At 60.3% G+C, this 15,172-nt stretch carries 15 protein-coding genes and 1 tRNA gene; 10 read left to right on the top strand and 6 right to left on the bottom strand.

All coding sequences use genetic code 11. The annotated features are described in order from the left end of the window. Positions 1 to 124 precede the first annotated feature (124 nt). The 6 genes from petA to P353_RS01500 all read left to right on the top strand — a co-directional run bounded on the left by petA (position 125) and on the right by P353_RS01500 (position 4,420). Complete coding sequence (petA, locus tag P353_RS01475; RefSeq protein ID WP_034364476.1) at positions 125 to 727, top strand: ubiquinol-cytochrome c reductase iron-sulfur subunit; 603 nt, start codon at positions 125 to 127, stop codon at positions 725 to 727. Between the two features lie 14 nt (positions 728 to 741). Further along, positions 742 to 2,157 carry a cytochrome b gene (locus P353_RS01480; protein WP_003074023.1) on the top strand — a complete coding sequence of 472 codons (1,416 nt, stop codon included), beginning with the start codon at positions 742 to 744 and terminating at the stop codon, positions 2,155 to 2,157. A gap of 17 nt (positions 2,158 to 2,174) precedes the next feature. Then, entirely contained in the window at positions 2,175 to 2,930 is a 756-nt protein-coding gene (locus P353_RS01485; RefSeq protein ID WP_034364478.1) for a cytochrome c1, read from the top strand. 100 nt (positions 2,931 to 3,030) lie between these two features. Then, positions 3,031 to 3,642 (top strand): glutathione S-transferase N-terminal domain-containing protein, encoded by a 612-nt coding sequence (locus P353_RS01490; protein WP_003058564.1) that lies wholly within the window; start codon positions 3,031 to 3,033, stop codon positions 3,640 to 3,642. Positions 3,643 to 3,741: 99 nt separating this feature from the next. Beyond that, positions 3,742 to 4,260, top strand: a complete 519-nt coding sequence (locus P353_RS01495) for a ClpXP protease specificity-enhancing factor (RefSeq protein WP_034364480.1) — start codon at positions 3,742 to 3,744, stop codon at positions 4,258 to 4,260. 84 nt (positions 4,261 to 4,344) lie between these two features. Then, a tRNA-Thr gene (locus P353_RS01500) sits at positions 4,345 to 4,420 on the top strand. 52 nt (positions 4,421 to 4,472) lie between these two features. Here P353_RS01500 and P353_RS01505 read toward each other — a convergent pair. Then, on the bottom strand, positions 4,473 to 4,781 hold the full coding sequence (locus P353_RS01505) for a hypothetical protein (RefSeq protein WP_080750413.1): 309 nt from the start codon (positions 4,779 to 4,781) through the stop codon (positions 4,473 to 4,475). Positions 4,782 to 5,118: 337 nt separating this feature from the next. On the opposite strand from P353_RS01505, the gene secA reads away from it, so the two are divergent. The 4 genes from secA (at position 5,119) to P353_RS01525 (ending at position 11,163) form a co-directional block, all read left to right on the top strand. Next, positions 5,119 to 7,878: a preprotein translocase subunit SecA gene (gene secA, locus P353_RS01510; protein WP_034364481.1), complete on the top strand. Its 2,760-nt coding sequence runs from the start codon at positions 5,119 to 5,121 to the stop codon at positions 7,876 to 7,878. A gap of 356 nt (positions 7,879 to 8,234) precedes the next feature. Then, on the top strand, positions 8,235 to 9,464 hold the full coding sequence (gene argJ / locus P353_RS01515) for a bifunctional glutamate N-acetyltransferase/amino-acid acetyltransferase ArgJ (protein WP_034364483.1): 1,230 nt from the start codon (positions 8,235 to 8,237) through the stop codon (positions 9,462 to 9,464). A 280-nt stretch (positions 9,465 to 9,744) separates the two neighbouring features. Further along, positions 9,745 to 10,680, top strand: coding sequence for an ATP-binding protein (locus P353_RS01520; RefSeq protein ID WP_034348267.1), 936 nt, complete (start codon positions 9,745 to 9,747; stop codon positions 10,678 to 10,680). A gap of 12 nt (positions 10,681 to 10,692) precedes the next feature. Then, a complete protein-coding gene (locus P353_RS01525) occupies positions 10,693 to 11,163 on the top strand; it encodes an NUDIX domain-containing protein (protein WP_052084630.1) in 471 nt (156 codons plus the stop codon). Between the two features lie 116 nt (positions 11,164 to 11,279). Here P353_RS01525 and P353_RS01530 read toward each other — a convergent pair whose 3' ends face one another. From P353_RS01530 to P353_RS01550, 5 genes are all read right to left on the bottom strand, one after another. Then, on the bottom strand, positions 11,280 to 11,489 hold the full coding sequence (locus tag P353_RS01530) for a DNA gyrase inhibitor YacG (RefSeq protein WP_034364484.1): 210 nt from the start codon (positions 11,487 to 11,489) through the stop codon (positions 11,280 to 11,282). A 100-nt stretch (positions 11,490 to 11,589) separates the two neighbouring features. Beyond that, on the bottom strand, positions 11,590 to 12,345 hold the full coding sequence (zapD, locus tag P353_RS01535) for a cell division protein ZapD (protein WP_034364486.1): 756 nt from the start codon (positions 12,343 to 12,345) through the stop codon (positions 11,590 to 11,592). An 87-nt stretch (positions 12,346 to 12,432) separates the two neighbouring features. Beyond that, positions 12,433 to 13,059: a dephospho-CoA kinase gene (gene coaE / locus P353_RS01540; RefSeq protein ID WP_034364488.1), complete on the bottom strand. Its 627-nt coding sequence runs from the start codon at positions 13,057 to 13,059 to the stop codon at positions 12,433 to 12,435. Positions 13,060 to 13,062: 3 nt separating this feature from the next. Next, entirely contained in the window at positions 13,063 to 13,932 is an 870-nt protein-coding gene (locus P353_RS01545; RefSeq protein ID WP_034364490.1) for a prepilin peptidase, read from the bottom strand. Continuing rightward, positions 13,932 to 15,149: a type II secretion system F family protein gene (locus tag P353_RS01550; RefSeq protein ID WP_034364492.1), complete on the bottom strand. Its 1,218-nt coding sequence runs from the start codon at positions 15,147 to 15,149 to the stop codon at positions 13,932 to 13,934. Before P353_RS01550 ends, P353_RS01545 begins: the two co-directional genes overlap by 1 nt. Positions 15,150 to 15,172 lie beyond the last annotated feature (23 nt).

Genomic DNA, 15,172 nt, shown 5'->3' on the forward strand with positions numbered 1-15,172 from the left:
GAGATAGCGCAGTATTGCGTGACTTTGGCGGTTGTCAACGTCGGACTGGGGCTGGAATAACCATAACCCCACCGCTAGAATTTGCAGTTGACCCCAAATCAAGCGATGTACTTCGAGGAAATCCATGAGTGACTCTCCAGTCGACTCCAGCAAGCGCACGTGGATCATCACGTCAGCATGTGCTGGTGCCGTGGGCGGTGTGGCAACGGCCGTCCCTTTTGTGAGCTCCTTCCAGCCTTCTGAAAAAGCCAAAGCAGCAGGTGCTGCGGTAGAGGTGGATATCTCCAATCTCAAGGATGGTGAGAAGCTCACCGTCGAGTGGCGTGGCAAGCCGGTGTGGATCATTAAGCGCACACCCGAGCAGCTCAAGGACCTGCCTGGCCTCGATGGCGAACTGGCGGACCCGAAATCGGTGCGTCATCCCGAAGAGTTCACGCCGCCCTATGCGCAAAATGAAGCGCGCTCCATCAAGCCTGAAATCCTGGTGGTCGTGGGCATCTGCACCCACCTGGGCTGCTCACCCACCGACAAGTTCGTTGCAGGGCCCCAGCCTTCGCTGCCCGCAGACTGGAAGGGTGGTTTCCTCTGCCCATGCCATGGCTCCACCTTTGACATGGCCGGCCGGGTGTTCAAGAACAAGCCAGCGCCGGACAACCTGCAGGTGCCGCCACATATGTATCTGTCCGACACCAAGCTGCTGATTGGTGAAGACACCAAGGCAGCCTGAGGGAGACAAGAACAATGGCCCACGAATTCAAGCAAATCGACCCGAACTCCACGACCGGAGCCAAGGCCATGAACTGGCTGGAGAACCGGTTTCCGACGGCATTCGATGCGTACCGCGTCCATATGTCGGAGTACTACGCTCCCAAGAACTTCAACTTCTGGTACATCTTTGGCTCGCTGGCGCTGCTGGTGCTGGTGATCCAGATCGTCACCGGCATCTTTCTGGTGATGCACTACAAGCCCGACGCCGAAAAGGCGTTTGCTTCCGTGGAATACATCATGCGTGATGTGCCTTGGGGCTGGCTGATCCGCTACATGCACTCCACGGGCGCCTCGGCGTTTTTTGTGGTGGTCTATCTGCATATGTTCCGCGGCCTTCTGTACGGTTCTTACCGCAAACCGCGTGAACTGGTCTGGATCTTCGGCTGCGCCATCTTCCTGGTGCTGATGGCCGAAGCCTTCATGGGCTATCTGCTGCCCTGGGGCCAGATGTCGTACTGGGGCGCCCAGGTGATCGTGAACCTGTTCTCCGCCATCCCCTTTGTCGGTCCCGATCTGGCTTTGCTGATCCGCGGCGACTATGTGGTGGGCGATGCGACGCTGAACCGCTTCTTCAGCTTCCACGTGATCGCGGTGCCCCTGGTGCTGCTGGGTCTGGTCGTGGCGCATTTGCTGGCGCTGCACGATGTGGGCTCCAACAATCCCGACGGTATCGAGATTAAGGGTCCGAATGCGCCCAAGGATGAAAAGGGTCGCCCTCTGGATGGCGTTCCCTTCCACCCCTACTACACGGTGCATGACATCTTTGGCGTGACAGTGTTCCTGTTTCTGTTCTCGGCCGTGGTGTTCTTTGCGCCCGAGTTCGGCGGTTACTTCCTGGAGTACAACAACTTCATCCCCGCCGATCCGCTCAAGACGCCCAATCACATTGCTCCCGTCTGGTACTTCACGCCCTTCTATTCGATGCTGCGTGCCATCACCGGCGAGATGATGTATGTGCTGATCGCCTGCGTGGTGCTGGGTGCCGGCTACGGCATTCTGAAGTCGCGCCTGCCCGGTTTTGCCAAGGGCGCCGTGGCCATCGTGGCGCTGGGTGCCATCGCCATGATGCTGTCCATCGATGCCAAGTTCTGGGGCGTGGTCGTCATGGGTGGTGCGGTCATCATCTTGTTTGCTCTGCCCTGGCTCGATTGCAGCCCGGTCAAGTCGATCCGCTATCGTCCCAGCTGGCACAAATATGTGTATGCAGTGTTTGTGGTGAACTTCGTCGTCCTGGCCTATCTGGGGGTGCAGCCTCCGTCGCCGATTGGCGAGAAGGTGTCTCAGGTCGGCACGCTGTTCTACTTCGGCTTTTTCCTGCTCATGCCCTGGTGGAGTCGCTTGGGTGAGACCAAGCCCGTGCCCGAGCGTGTGACCTTCAAGCCTCACTGAAGCAGGAGAGAACAAGAATGAAGAAACTGATTCTGACCCTGGTTGCGGCCCTGGGTATTGCCGGTGCCGCGCAAGCCTCCGAAGGCGGCATCCACTGGGACAAGGCGCCGGTCAACACCAGCGACACGGCATCCCTGCAAAATGGCGCCAAGATCTTTGTCAACTACTGCCTGAGCTGCCACTCCGCTGCCTTCATGCGTTTCAACCGCCTGAAGGACATTGGTCTGACCGAGCAGGACATCAAGGACAACCTGTTGTTCACCACCGACAAGGTGGGCGAGACCATGAAGGCGGCCATCAATCCCAAGGAGGCCAAGGAGTGGTTCGGTGCCAACCCTCCCGACTTGACCGTGATCGCGCGCTCGCGCGCCGGCTCGGGCGGCTCGGGTGCCGATTACCTGTATACCTTCTTGCGTACTTTCTACAGGGATGACACCAAGGCCACGGGCTGGAATAATCTTGCCTTCCCCAGCGTAGGCATGCCGCATGCGCTGTGGGAGCTGCAGGGCGAGCGTCGCGCCATCTTCGAAGAGCATGACGACCATGGGACTAAGACCCAGGTGTTCAAGGGTTGGGAGCAGGTGTCTCCTGGCAAGATGAGCGCAGTGCAGTACGATCAGGCAGTTGGCGATCTGGTGAATTACCTGCAATGGATGGGGGAGCCGGCTCAGAACACCCGAACCCGTATCGGGGTGGGTGTGTTGATTTTCCTGGCCTTCTTCATCTTTATCGCTTGGCGCCTGAATGCCGCGTTCTGGAAAGACGTGAAATAAGCGTTGCCGCCGTGCAGAAGTTGTCTGCAGCCAAACCGTGTTAGTGCAGAGTGGGGTGCCGTGGGCAACCCACTCTTTTTGATTTTTAGGAGTCTCCACCATGATGGTGCTTTATTCGGGAACGACTTGCCCCTTCTCACACCGCTGCCGCTTTGTGCTGTTTGAAAAAGGCATGGATTTCGAGATCCGCGATGTGGACTTGTTCAGCAAGCCCGAAGAAATCGCCGTGATGAACCCCTATGGTCAAGTGCCAATCCTGGTCGAGCGCGACCTGATTCTGTACGAGTCCAACATCATCAACGAGTACATCGATGAGCGCTTTCCCCATCCCCAGCTGATGCCTGGCGACCCAGTGGACCGTGCCCGTGTGCGTCTGTTCCTGCTGAACTTCGAAAAGGAACTGTTCGTGCACGTGAGCGCTCTGGAAGAGCGCAACGTCAAGGGCAATGAAAAGGCTCTGGAAAAGGCACGCGCCCATATCCGTGACCGCCTGACCCAGATGGCGCCCATCTTCCTGAAGAACAAGTACATCATGGGCGAGAACTTCTCCATGCTGGATGTGGCCATTGCTCCGCTGCTGTGGCGCCTGGACTACTACGGCATCGAGCTGTCCAAGAATGCCGCTCCTTTGCTCAAGTATGCCGAGCGCATCTTCTCGCGTCCGGCTTACATTGAAGCGCTGACGCCTTCGGAAAAGGTCATGCGCAAGTAATTGCACATGAGCGTAGAGCGGGCATGCTGAAGGGATTTCCTTCATCTGCCCGCTTTTTTGTCTTTGCAATCTTCTGGATTTGATTCGTCAGGAAACGAGATGACAGCCCCTGAAACGACTTCAACCCGTCCGTATCTGCTGCGGGCTCTGTTTGAATGGTGTACCGACAATGGTTTGACGCCGCATATCGCCGTGCGTGTGGATCGCAGCACCCAGGTGCCCATGGAGTTTGTGCGTGATGGCCAGATCGTGCTCAACATCAGCTATGACGCGACCAGCGGCCTGCTGATCGGCAATGAGTATGTTGAATTCAAGGCACGCTTTGGCGGCCAGCCCCGCGAAATCATGGTGCCTGTGGCGAACGTCCTGGCCATCTATGCGCGCGAGACCGGCCAGGGCATGGCCTTCCCGCCCGAGGAGGACGAAGTCCCCGAGGATGGCGATGCGCCATCGATGGAGGATGTCGAGCCCGACATGGCGTCGGATGAGGAGTCCTCGGCCGAGCGTGTGGTGCAGCTGGTTCCCGTCAAGGCGGAAGCAGAAGCTTCCGACGAAGATGATGCTCCTCGTACTCCACCGCCCGCAGGCGGCCGTCCGGCGCTCAAGCGTGTGAAGTAGTCCGGCCAGTGCTTTTGCCGGTAGATCGGGAAATTTCAGGATTCTTCTTTTGGGGCTGAATTTCTACGTTAGAATTCAGTCTTCGCCGGTTTAGCTCAGTTGGTAGAGCACCCGCCTTGTAAGCGGTAGGTCGTCAGTTCGAATCCGACAACCGGCACCAAACAAATAGGTCTCTTCGGAGGCCTTTTTTGTTTTTCAGTGCCTAAAAAGCCTTATCGGGCCTGAACTTTGATGCGGATGCTGGTGACGGCCCATCCCTTGGTGCGCAGATGAGCCGCCATGGCTGGCAGCAGTTGGCGCACTTTGGCTGCCGCTGCGTTGTTTTTCACGATCAGGCACCAGCCGTCTTCATCGATGGGGCCGGCCTGCAAGCTGGCGCGCAGCATGGGCGGAATCAGGGGCAAAACGGCTTTGAGCCGGTTGCTGGAGTCCTGAGTCAGTGCAGCCAGGCGCGCCAATGTGGGAGAAGACTCCATGGCATTGATGGCAGTTACGGCGTGATGGCGGCGAACAATGGTCATGCGAGCGGCAAACAGTTGGGCAAGGGCAAAGGGCAAGCCCAAGCTTAGCTCAGCCGAGAATGAATGCTGCAGTGCCGGCTATCGCAGAGCTGGCTATTTGCGCGTGCAGTGCAATCCCATACGAGCTCTGGAGTAGCGAAAAGCCAAGGCAGGCTTGCGCGGTTAGAATCATTTTTTGGTCCTGTCCCTGTTTGGGGTGCGTCAGGAGGTTTTTTCACCCATTTCGGGTGTGGCTCTTGACTGCCGCAGGGACGGCCCCATCTGAAGACCAACAATCAAGGGATTCTGGACACATTGCTTTGCGCAACAGGCAAAAAAGCAATGTGCCTTCGCACGCATGGCCACCAATTTCCTCACCAAACTGTTCGGCAGCCGCAATGACCGGTTGCTCAAGCAATACCGTAAAACAGTCGCTCGCATCAATGCGATGGAGCCTGAGTACGAAAAGCTCAGCGATGAGGCATTGCGCGCCAAGACGCAGGAGTTCAAGGAGCGCGTTGCCAAGGGCGAGGCGCTTGACGAGTTGTTGCCCGAAGCCTTTGCCGTAGTGCGTGAAGGCTCCAAGCGCGTCATGAAGATGCGTCACTTCGACGTACAGATGCTGGGCGCCATGGCGCTGCATGACGGCAAGATTGCCGAAATGCGCACCGGTGAAGGCAAGACGCTGACTGCGACGCTGCCCGTGTACCTCAATGCCCTGTCGGGCGAGGGCGTGCATGTCGTGACCGTCAACGATTACCTGGCCAACCGCGATGCCATGACCATGGCTCGCCTGTACAACTTCCTCGGTCTGTCGGTGGGCATCAATCTGCCCAATCTGTCGCGCGAGCAAAAGCAGCAGGCCTACAACTCCGACATCACCTACGGCACGAACAACGAGTACGGCTTCGACTACCTGCGTGACAACATGGTGTATGAGCCCGGCGACCGTGTGCAGCGAGTGCTGAACTACGCCATCGTCGACGAGGTGGACTCCATCCTGATCGACGAGGCGCGTACTCCGCTGATCATCTCCGGCCCGGCCGAAGATCACACGGCCATGTACGTGGCCATGAACCAGATCGTGCCGAATCTGGTGCGTCAGGAGGGCGAAGCCGATCCCCGCACGGGCGAAGGCGTGACCAAGCCCGGCGACTTCACGGTTGATGAAAAATCCCACCAGGTCTATCTGACCGACCAGGGCTATGAAGCGGCCGAGCGCCTGCTGAGCCATGCCGGCCTGATCACCGAAGGCTCGTCGCTCTACGACCCCTCCAATATCTCTCTGGTGCATCATCTGTACGCAGCGCTGCGTGCCAACCAGCTGTACTTCCGCGATCAGCACTATGTGGTGCAGAACGACGAAATCGTGATCGTGGACGAGTTCACCGGCCGTCTGATGGCGGGCCGCCGCTGGAGCGATGGCCTGCACCAGGCCGTGGAAGCCAAGGAAGGTGTGGCCATTCAGGCCGAGAACCAGACCATGGCCTCGATCACCTTCCAGAACTACTTCCGTCTGTACAAGAAGCTGTCGGGCATGACCGGTACGGCCGACACCGAAGCCTACGAATTCCAGGAAATCTATGGCCTGGAGACCGTGGTGGTGCCGCCCAACAAGCCCAGCAAGCGCCAGGACCAGCTCGATCGCGTCTACAAGACCACCAAGGAAAAGTACGACGCCGCGATCAAGGACATCCGCGAGTGCTACGAGCGCGGCCAGCCCGTGCTGGTCGGCACGACCTCGATCGAGAACTCCGAAATCATCGATCAGCTGCTGACCCGCGAAAAGCTGCCCCATCAGGTGCTCAACGCCAAGCAGCATGAGCGCGAGGCCGACATCATTGCCCAGGCGGGCAGCGAAGGCATGATCACCATCGCCACCAATATGGCCGGCCGTGGTACCGACATCGTGCTGGGCGGCAACATCGAGAAGCAGCTCAAGGCCATCGAAAGCAACGAGGCCCTCAGCGAGACCGAGCGTCAGCAGCAGATCGAGCAGCTGCGTGCCGACTGGCAAGTGGCCCACGACAAGATCGTGGCTCTGGGCGGCCTGCGCATCATCGCCACCGAGCGTCATGAGTCGCGCCGTATCGACAACCAGCTGCGCGGCCGCTCGGGCCGCCAGGGCGACCCCGGTTCCTCGCGCTTCTATCTGAGCCTGGACGACCAGCTGATGCGCATCTTCGCGGGCGACCGAGTCAAGGCCATCATGGACCGCCTGAAGATGCCCGAAGGCGAAGCCATCGAGGCAGGCATCGTGACCCGCTCCATCGAGTCGGCGCAGCGCAAGGTCGAAGCACGCAACTTCGACATGCGCAAGCAGCTGCTCGAATACGACGACGTGGCCAACGACCAGCGCAAGGTGATCTACCAGCAGCGCAACGACATTCTGGACTCGACCGATCTGGGCGGCATGCTGGCCGCCATGCGCGAGGACGTGATCACCGACCTGGTGCGCCAGTACGTGCCGGCCGATTCCATGGAAGAGCAGTGGGATGTGCCCGGCCTGGAGAAGGCACTGGCCAGCGAATGGCAGATCGATCTTTCCTTGCAGCAGGACGTGGCGGGTTCGGAATCCATCACCGACGAAGACATTCTGGAGAAGGTCGTCAAGGCAGCCCACGATCTGTTCGATGCCAAGGTGGCCCTGATCGGTCAGGAGAACTTCACGCAATTCCAGCGTGCCGTGCTGCTGCAGAGCTTCGACACCAACTGGCGCGACCACCTGGCTGCGCTGGACTATCTGCGCCAGGGCATTCACCTGCGCGGCTATGCCCAGAAGCAGCCCAAGCAGGAATACAAGCGCGAGGCTTTCGAGCTGTTCCGCCAGCTGATCGATCAGGTCAAGACCGAAGTCACCCGCGTGCTGATGACGGTGCAGGTCCGCTCGCGCGAAGAGATGGACGAAGCCGCCGTTGCCATGAACGAGCGCGGCGCGCAGAGCCTGGAGCACATGAGCTATGCCTCGCCCTCGGAGACGGAAGGCATGAGCATCGAAGACGACGTGATGCTGGCCGAGCCACTGGCCATGCCCGAAGGAGTGCATGTGGGCCGCAACGACCCTTGCCCTTGCGGCAGCGGCAAGAAGTTCAAGCTTTGCCACGGCAAGCTGTCCTGACCCCTTGACCTCGTGAGGCGCGCTGCGCCTTCCCCTTGAAAAGGGGGCTCATTGCTGTGGGGCGCCCCTTGCTGGCCGTCCCTGGCTTGGAGCATGCGTTATCGAACAACACGGGCTGCGGCCCGTGTTTGCATTGGGGCGCAGCTTTTTGCGCAACAAAATCCGGCAAGTCCGATCAGGCCTCTGTTTGTTCCGATAATGGGGAACGTTTTAACTTTCGACCCCTAGGCCGCTGCACGGGGCGTGCTCTTGGCCAGAGACATCGAGCAAGAGCCGCCTCGCGGCGAAGATGTCGTCCCCCTCGGGGGAAGCTGCGCAGCCGCACAGGGGGAGACTTTTGTCAGGAACATACAGAAATGTCCGTGAATCTTTCCGCTCCCGTCGCCGCTGATCTGCTGGCGATCAATGGCGTTCGCATTGGTGTTACCGAAGCCGGCGTGCGCAAGGCCAATCGCAAGGACCTGACGGTGTTCCTGCTCGACGAAGGCGCCTCGGTGGCCGGCGTGTTCACCCAGAACCGTTTCTGCGCCGCTCCCGTGCAGATCTGCCGCGAGCATCTGGCGGCCGGCACCGGCATCCGCGCCATGGTCATCAACACCGGCAATGCCAATGCCGGCACCGGCGCAGCCGGTCTGGCCAATGCCCGTGCCACCTGCGCGGCTCTGGCCAAGGAGCTGGATCTGAACGCGGGCCAGATCCTGCCTTTCTCCACCGGCGTGATCATGGAGGAGCTGCCCGTGGACCGCATCGTGGCGGGCATGCCCAAGGCCATCGCTGCCGCCAAGGCTGATAACTGGGCCACTGCTGCCGAAGGCATCATGACCACCGACACCTTGCCCAAGGCTTTCAGCCGCAGCGTCAGCATTGGCGGCAAGACGGTCTCCGTCACCGGCATCAGCAAGGGTGCAGGCATGATCCGCCCCAATATGGCGACCATGCTGGGCTTTCTGGCCACCGATGCGGCGATCGCACCCGAGCTGCTGCAGCCCCTGGTCAAGGAGCTGGCAGACGGCTCCTTCAACCGCGTGACCATTGATGGAGACACCTCCACCAATGACTCGTTCGTGCTGATCGCCACCCACAAGGCAGGCAACGCCCAGATCAAGGAGCTCTCCAGCGCCGAGGGCGAGCAGCTCAAGGTAGCATTGCTGGACGTGGCGCAAAAGCTCGCGCAAGCCATTGTGCGCGATGGCGAGGGCGCCACCAAGTTCATCAGCGTCAAGGTCGAGGGCGGCAAGAATGAGGAAGAGTGCCGCCTGGTCGCTTACTCCATTGCCCACTCTCCCCTGGTCAAGACGGCCTTTTTTGCTTCCGACCCCAACCTGGGCCGCATCCTGGCCGCTGTAGGCTATGCCGGCATTGCCGATCTGGATCAGACCAAGATCGATCTGTACCTGGACGATGTGCATGTGGTGGTCGACGGCGGACGCAACCCTTCCTACAAGGAAGAAGACGGCCAGCGCGTGATGAAGCAGCAGGAGATCCTGGTGCGCGTGGTGCTGGGTCGTGGCGATGCCGCGCAGACGGTATGGACCTGTGATCTGAGTCACGAATATGTGACGATCAATGCGGATTACCGGTCGTAATTGACTCACCCCCTGAGCGGCTGTGCCTGGGTGGCCCCGCCGCTTCCCCCTCTCTCTACGCGCTGCGCGCTATAGGAGGGGGACGACAGCCTCGCTGCGCGGCGGCGCTTGCTCGCTGTCTCTAGTGTGGGGTGCGCCAGTTTTAAGTGATGGTGCTATAAATTAAGAAGCTTTTATCGCTTGTATTTAGTTGATTTCAGTTATTTTTCTCATTGAAATCAAGCGGTATCAAGCGCTAGAAGCTATAAAAAAAGATGGAGATTCGATCGTGCAAGATGTGATGAACCCTTTGGAGCGCTTGGTCGAGCGTGCCGAGCAATTGATGCAGCGCATCGAGTCCGTGCTGCCCCAGCCCCTGCAGGCGCCTGCTGACTGGGATGCGGCGATTGCCTGGCGCTACCGCAAGCGCGCCAACGGCTGTGGTGTGCTGGAGCCGGTGCGCCATGTGGGCGCCATGCAGCTGTCCGATCTGCAGAACATCGATGTGCAAAAGGAAAAGATTGCCCGCAATACCGAGCAGTTCGTCAGCGGTCGCACGGCCAACAACGTGCTGCTGACGGGCGCGCGCGGCACGGGCAAGTCCTCGCTGATCCGCGCCTGTCTGCACAGCTATGCGCCCCAGGGCCTGCGTCTGATCGAGGTGGACAAGGCCGATCTGACCGATCTGCCCGACATCGTCGATGTGGTCGCCGGCCGCAGCGAGAAGTTCATCATCTATTGCGACGATCTGAGCTTTGAAGAGGGCGAGCCCGGTTACAAGGCCATGAAGTCCATGCTGGATGGCTCGGTTTCCGCAGCCACGCCCAATGTGCTGGTCTATGCCACCAGCAATCGCCGCCATTTGCTGCCCGAGTACATGACGGACAACTTGGCGCAGCAAAAAAGCGAGAACGGCGAGATCCATCCCGGCGAGGTGGTGGAGGAAAAGATTTCCCTGTCCGAGCGCTTCGGTCTCTGGGTGAGCTTCTACCCCTTCAGCCAGGACGAATACCTGCGCGTGGTGGCGCAGTGGCTGTCGGCGCTGGGCATGGACCAGGCCACCATCGAGGCGGCCAGGCCCGAAGCCCTGGTCTGGGCGCTGGAGCGCGGCTCGCGCAGCGGCCGTGTGGCCCACCAGTTCGCGCGCGACTACGCAGGCCGCAACGAGCGCCCCGTGACGGTCAAGAAGCGCATTGAAGATGTGGACGGTCTGGCTGAAGAAGCAGACCTGGAATGAAGAAAGAGTTTTGTGGAAGTGACTGCTGAAACACAGGCGCAGCGCAAGCACACGGAAGTGGCCGTGGGCGTGCTGCTGCGCGAATCCGATGGGGCGCTGCTGATTTCAAGCCGCCCTGCAGGCAAGCCTTATGCGGGCTACTGGGAGTTTCCTGGCGGCAAGCTGGAGGCCGGCGAGAGCGTGGAGCAGGCTTTGCGCCGCGAGCTGATCGAAGAGCTGGGCGTGACCATTGGCCAGGCCCATGCCTGGAAGGTGACCGAGCATGACTACCCGCATGCGCTGGTGCGTCTGCACTGGTGCAAGGTGACGCAATGGACGGGCGAGTTCGAGATGCGCGAGGGCCAGCAGATGGCCTGGCAGCAGTTGCCGCTCGATGTGCACCCGGTCCTGCCGGGCGCCTATCCCGTGCTGCAATGGCTGAGCGAGGAGCGCGGCCTGGTCTTTGATCAAAGCCATTACGAGGCGCAGCAGCCCGTGGATTGAAGCGGCATGCTCTTAAATGAAGAGCGCCTTGCGCTTGATGATTCTGGATTTGCTTGGGCAATCAAGCTGAAATCAAGAAATATCAGTCGCAAGGCGCTCCTGCTTTTGAGGTGTTCTTAGTTTTCTGTGCGTGGATCGCCAAACGGCGCATCTTCGGCAGGCGTCTGAGCCGGAACGCGGAACTCTTCATTGCCCCAGGCGCCCAGGTCGATATTGCGGCAACGCTCGCTGCAGAAGGGGCGGAATTTGTTGCTGGGCAAAAAAACGCTGGGGCCGCCGCAGGTCGGGCATTTCACCATGGTGGGGGATTGCTTATCAGTGCTCATGGCGTAGATGTATCACAGCTGGAAAACACGGGTGGCTGACCCTTGAAAGCCATTGAGCCGCAATTTGCGGCTCAATCGGGGTGAGAAGAGTGCCGGTGACTTATGCGCAGAGCGTCAGCTCGAAAGAGGCGTCGTCATTGCTGGGCTGAGGCTTGCTGCCATTGGCCAGCTTGAGCAGGCGCACCGATACCAGTAGGCGGTTGCCGCTGATCTCCGGCACCAGATTCAGATGGGGATCTATGCGCAGGCGCAGCAGCTGGAAGCTGCGGCCGGCCGGCATGGCCTGCTGGAACACGCCTTGCTCGGCCACCACGCGCTGGGGAATGCCGGTCTCGCGCAGCAGCTGCAAGATCAGCTCAAGCGCCTGACCCAGCGGGGTCAGCTCGCCGGCCCAGTCTTCGACGTCGCGCTGGCGGTAGCGCGGATCGAGGTTCTGCCAAGCGTGGTAGGCCGGCAGGTCAAAGCTGCAGGTGCCGCCGGGTATGCCCACACGGCTGCGTATGGACATCAGCCATTCGTTCTCGGTCAGCGCCTGGCCGGTCTTGCCGGTCTGTGCATTGATGGTGGCAAAGCAGCCTTCCACCTGGCGCGCCACCTGGTGCAGCATGTGCTGAGAAATATCTGGGTTGTCGCGCAGCACGTCCAGCAGGTGCTTCTGGCGCTCCAGATCCTTGATGATGTCGGCGCGCAGATCGCTGCGCGAGGCCACGTCCATGATCTCGAAGATGGTGAGCAGGGCGAAATGATGATCGACCGAATGCGCGCGGGTCAGCAGCTCGCGCAGACGGCGATACAGCTGCTCAAGGCGCAGATAAGTTCTCAGACGCTCGTTAAAAGGATATTCGTACAGGATCACGTTTGCTGGGCTCCTCGGGGTGCACAGGAATCAGCGGTCAACGTGCACATGCGGCGATCACACGCACAGGCCAAGCCATGGCCTGCATCATAGCCCGAACCATGCAGCAATTTGATCGGTATATGCGTGGAGAGTTTCGATTGTGACGCCGTCATCGTTATGGATGACCCAGTCGGCCGCGGCCAGGCGCTGCGCGCGCGTGGCCTGGGCGTCGATGATGGCCTGCACGGCCTCGTGTGTGAGAGCGCTGCGCGCCATGACGCGCTCTGTCTGCGTGCTCTCGCGGCAGTCCACGACCAGCACGCCATCCAGGCGTGTTCGCCAGTGGCCGGACTCGACCAGCAGTGGAATGTCGTGCACGATGAGTTTGCTGCCGGCCGCAACGGCCGCTTCATGCTGCTGCCGGGTCTGCTCGGCGATCAAGGGGTGGAGTATGGCTTCCAGGCGTTGCCGCGCGGACGGATCGGCGAAGACCAGCTCGCGCATGCGGGCGCGGTTGAGGGCGCCCTGCGCGTCGATCAGGTCGGCACCAAAAGCCTGAGCGATAAGGGGCAGGGCCATGCCGCCGCTTGCCGTCAGGCTGCGTGAGATATGGTCGGCATCGATCAGCGTTGCGCCGCGTGCCTGCAGCCTGGCTGCAACCGTGCTTTTGCCGCTGCCGATGCCGCCCGTCAGCCCCAGTCTGAATGGTGAGCGCTCAGGTGCGACTTTCATGGCTTACAGGCCTGCAAAGCTCAGCACCGCTTGCGGGCCCCAGATCAGGCTGACGAAACCGCCGCCGGCGAGAAAGGGGCCGAAGGGCACATAGCCACCTTCGCGCAGCTGGCTGTTGATCTTGAGCGCAATGCCGATGACGGCACCTACGACCGATGCCATGAGAATGATGGGTACCAGTGCCTGCCAGCCAAACCAGGCACCGAGTGCGGCAAACAGCTTGAAGTCCCCGTAGCCCATGCCTTCCTTGCCCGTTGCCAGCTTGAAGGCCCAAAAGATAAGCCATAGCGACATATAGCCTGCGACGGCGCCCCACAGCGATTGCTGCAGAGGTACGCTGGTCCACTGCAGTGCGGAGGCGATCAGGCCGGCCCAGAGCAGGGGCAGAGTGATGGAGTCCGGCAAGAACGTGGTGTCCCAATCTATCAGTGCAAGCGCCAGCAGCGCCGCGCTGAAACCGCACCAGGCAAAGCCGGTGGCGCTCAGGCCGTCGCGGCCCAGACAGAAGGCAAACAGCGCGGCGCAGACCAGCTCGACCACAGGGTAGCGCAGGCTGATGGGCTTTTTGCACTCGGCGCAGCGGCCGCGCAGAAACAGATAACTCAGCACGGGAATGTTCTCGTACCAGGCGATCTGATGGCCGCAATGCGGGCAGCGTGAACGAGGCTGGCTCAGCGTGACAGCAGGCTTGGCCGGCGGCAGCTCGATCCTGGCGCCCTTGTCCTTTTGTTCTTCGGCCCATTGCGCACCTTCGGCATGCCATTCCTGCTCCATCATCAGAGGCAGGCGGTGGATCACCACATTCAAAAAGCTGCCGATCAGCAAGCCCAGGACGCCGCCGGCAGCGGCATTCAACACCAGTTCGGAAATCATCACACCACTTGACCCATCTTGAAGATAGGCAGATACATGGACACCACGATGCCGCCGATCAAGGTGCCCAGGAAGACGATGATGATGGGCTCCATCAGGCTGGACAGACCCGCCACCATTTCGTCGACTTCGCTCTCATAGAAATCGGCGGCCTTGCCCAGCATATGGTCGATAGCGCCCGACTCCTCGCCGATGGCACACATCTGCAGCACCATGGAAGGGAAGATATTGGCATTCGACATGGCAACCGTGAGGCTGGTGCCCGTGGAGACTTCCGACTGAATCCTGTCGGTGGCGTTTTTGTAGAGGTAGTTGCCCGAGGCGCCTCCCACGGAGTCCAGCGCCTCGACCAGCGGCACGCCGGCGGCAAACATGGTGGACAGCGTACGCGTCCAGCGGGCCACGCAGGACTTTTCAATCAGCACGCCGAAGATGGGCAGCTTGAGTATGGTGCGGTCCATGAACTGCTGCACGCGCTCGTTGCGCTTCCAGGCCTGCATGAAGAAATAGATGCCGCCACCCAGCACGCCGAAGATCAGCCACCAGTACTGGACAAAGTAATCGCTGATGCCCATCACCAGCAGCGTGGGCGCGGGCAGGTCGGCGCCAAAGGAGGTGAAGACCTCCTTGAAGGCCGGGATCACGAAGATCATGATCACGGTCACCACGACAAAGGCCACGATCACGACCGACATGGGGTACATCAGCGCCGACTTGATCTTGGACTTGATGGCCTCCGTCTTTTCCATATAGGTGGCAAGACGGTCCAGCAGCGATTCCAGAATACCTGCGGCCTCGCCGGCCTCCACCAGGTTGCAGTAGAGGCTGTTGAAATAGAGAGGAAACTTGCGAAAGGCCGCGCTCAGCGAGGTGCCGGTTTCCACGTCTGAGCGGATGTCGTTGAGCAGCTTGGTGACATTGGGGTTGGTGTTGCCCCGGCCCACGATGTCGAAAGACTGCAGCAGCGGCACGCCGGCCTTCATCATGGTGGCCAGCTGGCGCGTGAACAGCGCAATGTCCTTGGGCTTGATCTTCTTGCCGCCGCGGGTCCTGCGCTTCTTGATCTTGGACGGAGTCACGCCCTGGCGGCGCAGCATGGCCTGGATCTGGTTTTCTCCACCGGCACGGGTCTCGCCGCGAACGATCTTGCCGTTGCGGTCTTTGCCTTCCCACTCGAAAAGAAATTCCTTGATTCCCTTGGACGCTGCGCTTGCCATGGCGTTCCCTCACTGATACTGGT

This window comes from Comamonas testosteroni, from assembly GCF_000761245.1.
Lineage (GTDB): Bacteria > Pseudomonadota > Gammaproteobacteria > Burkholderiales > Burkholderiaceae_C > Comamonas > Comamonas testosteroni_C.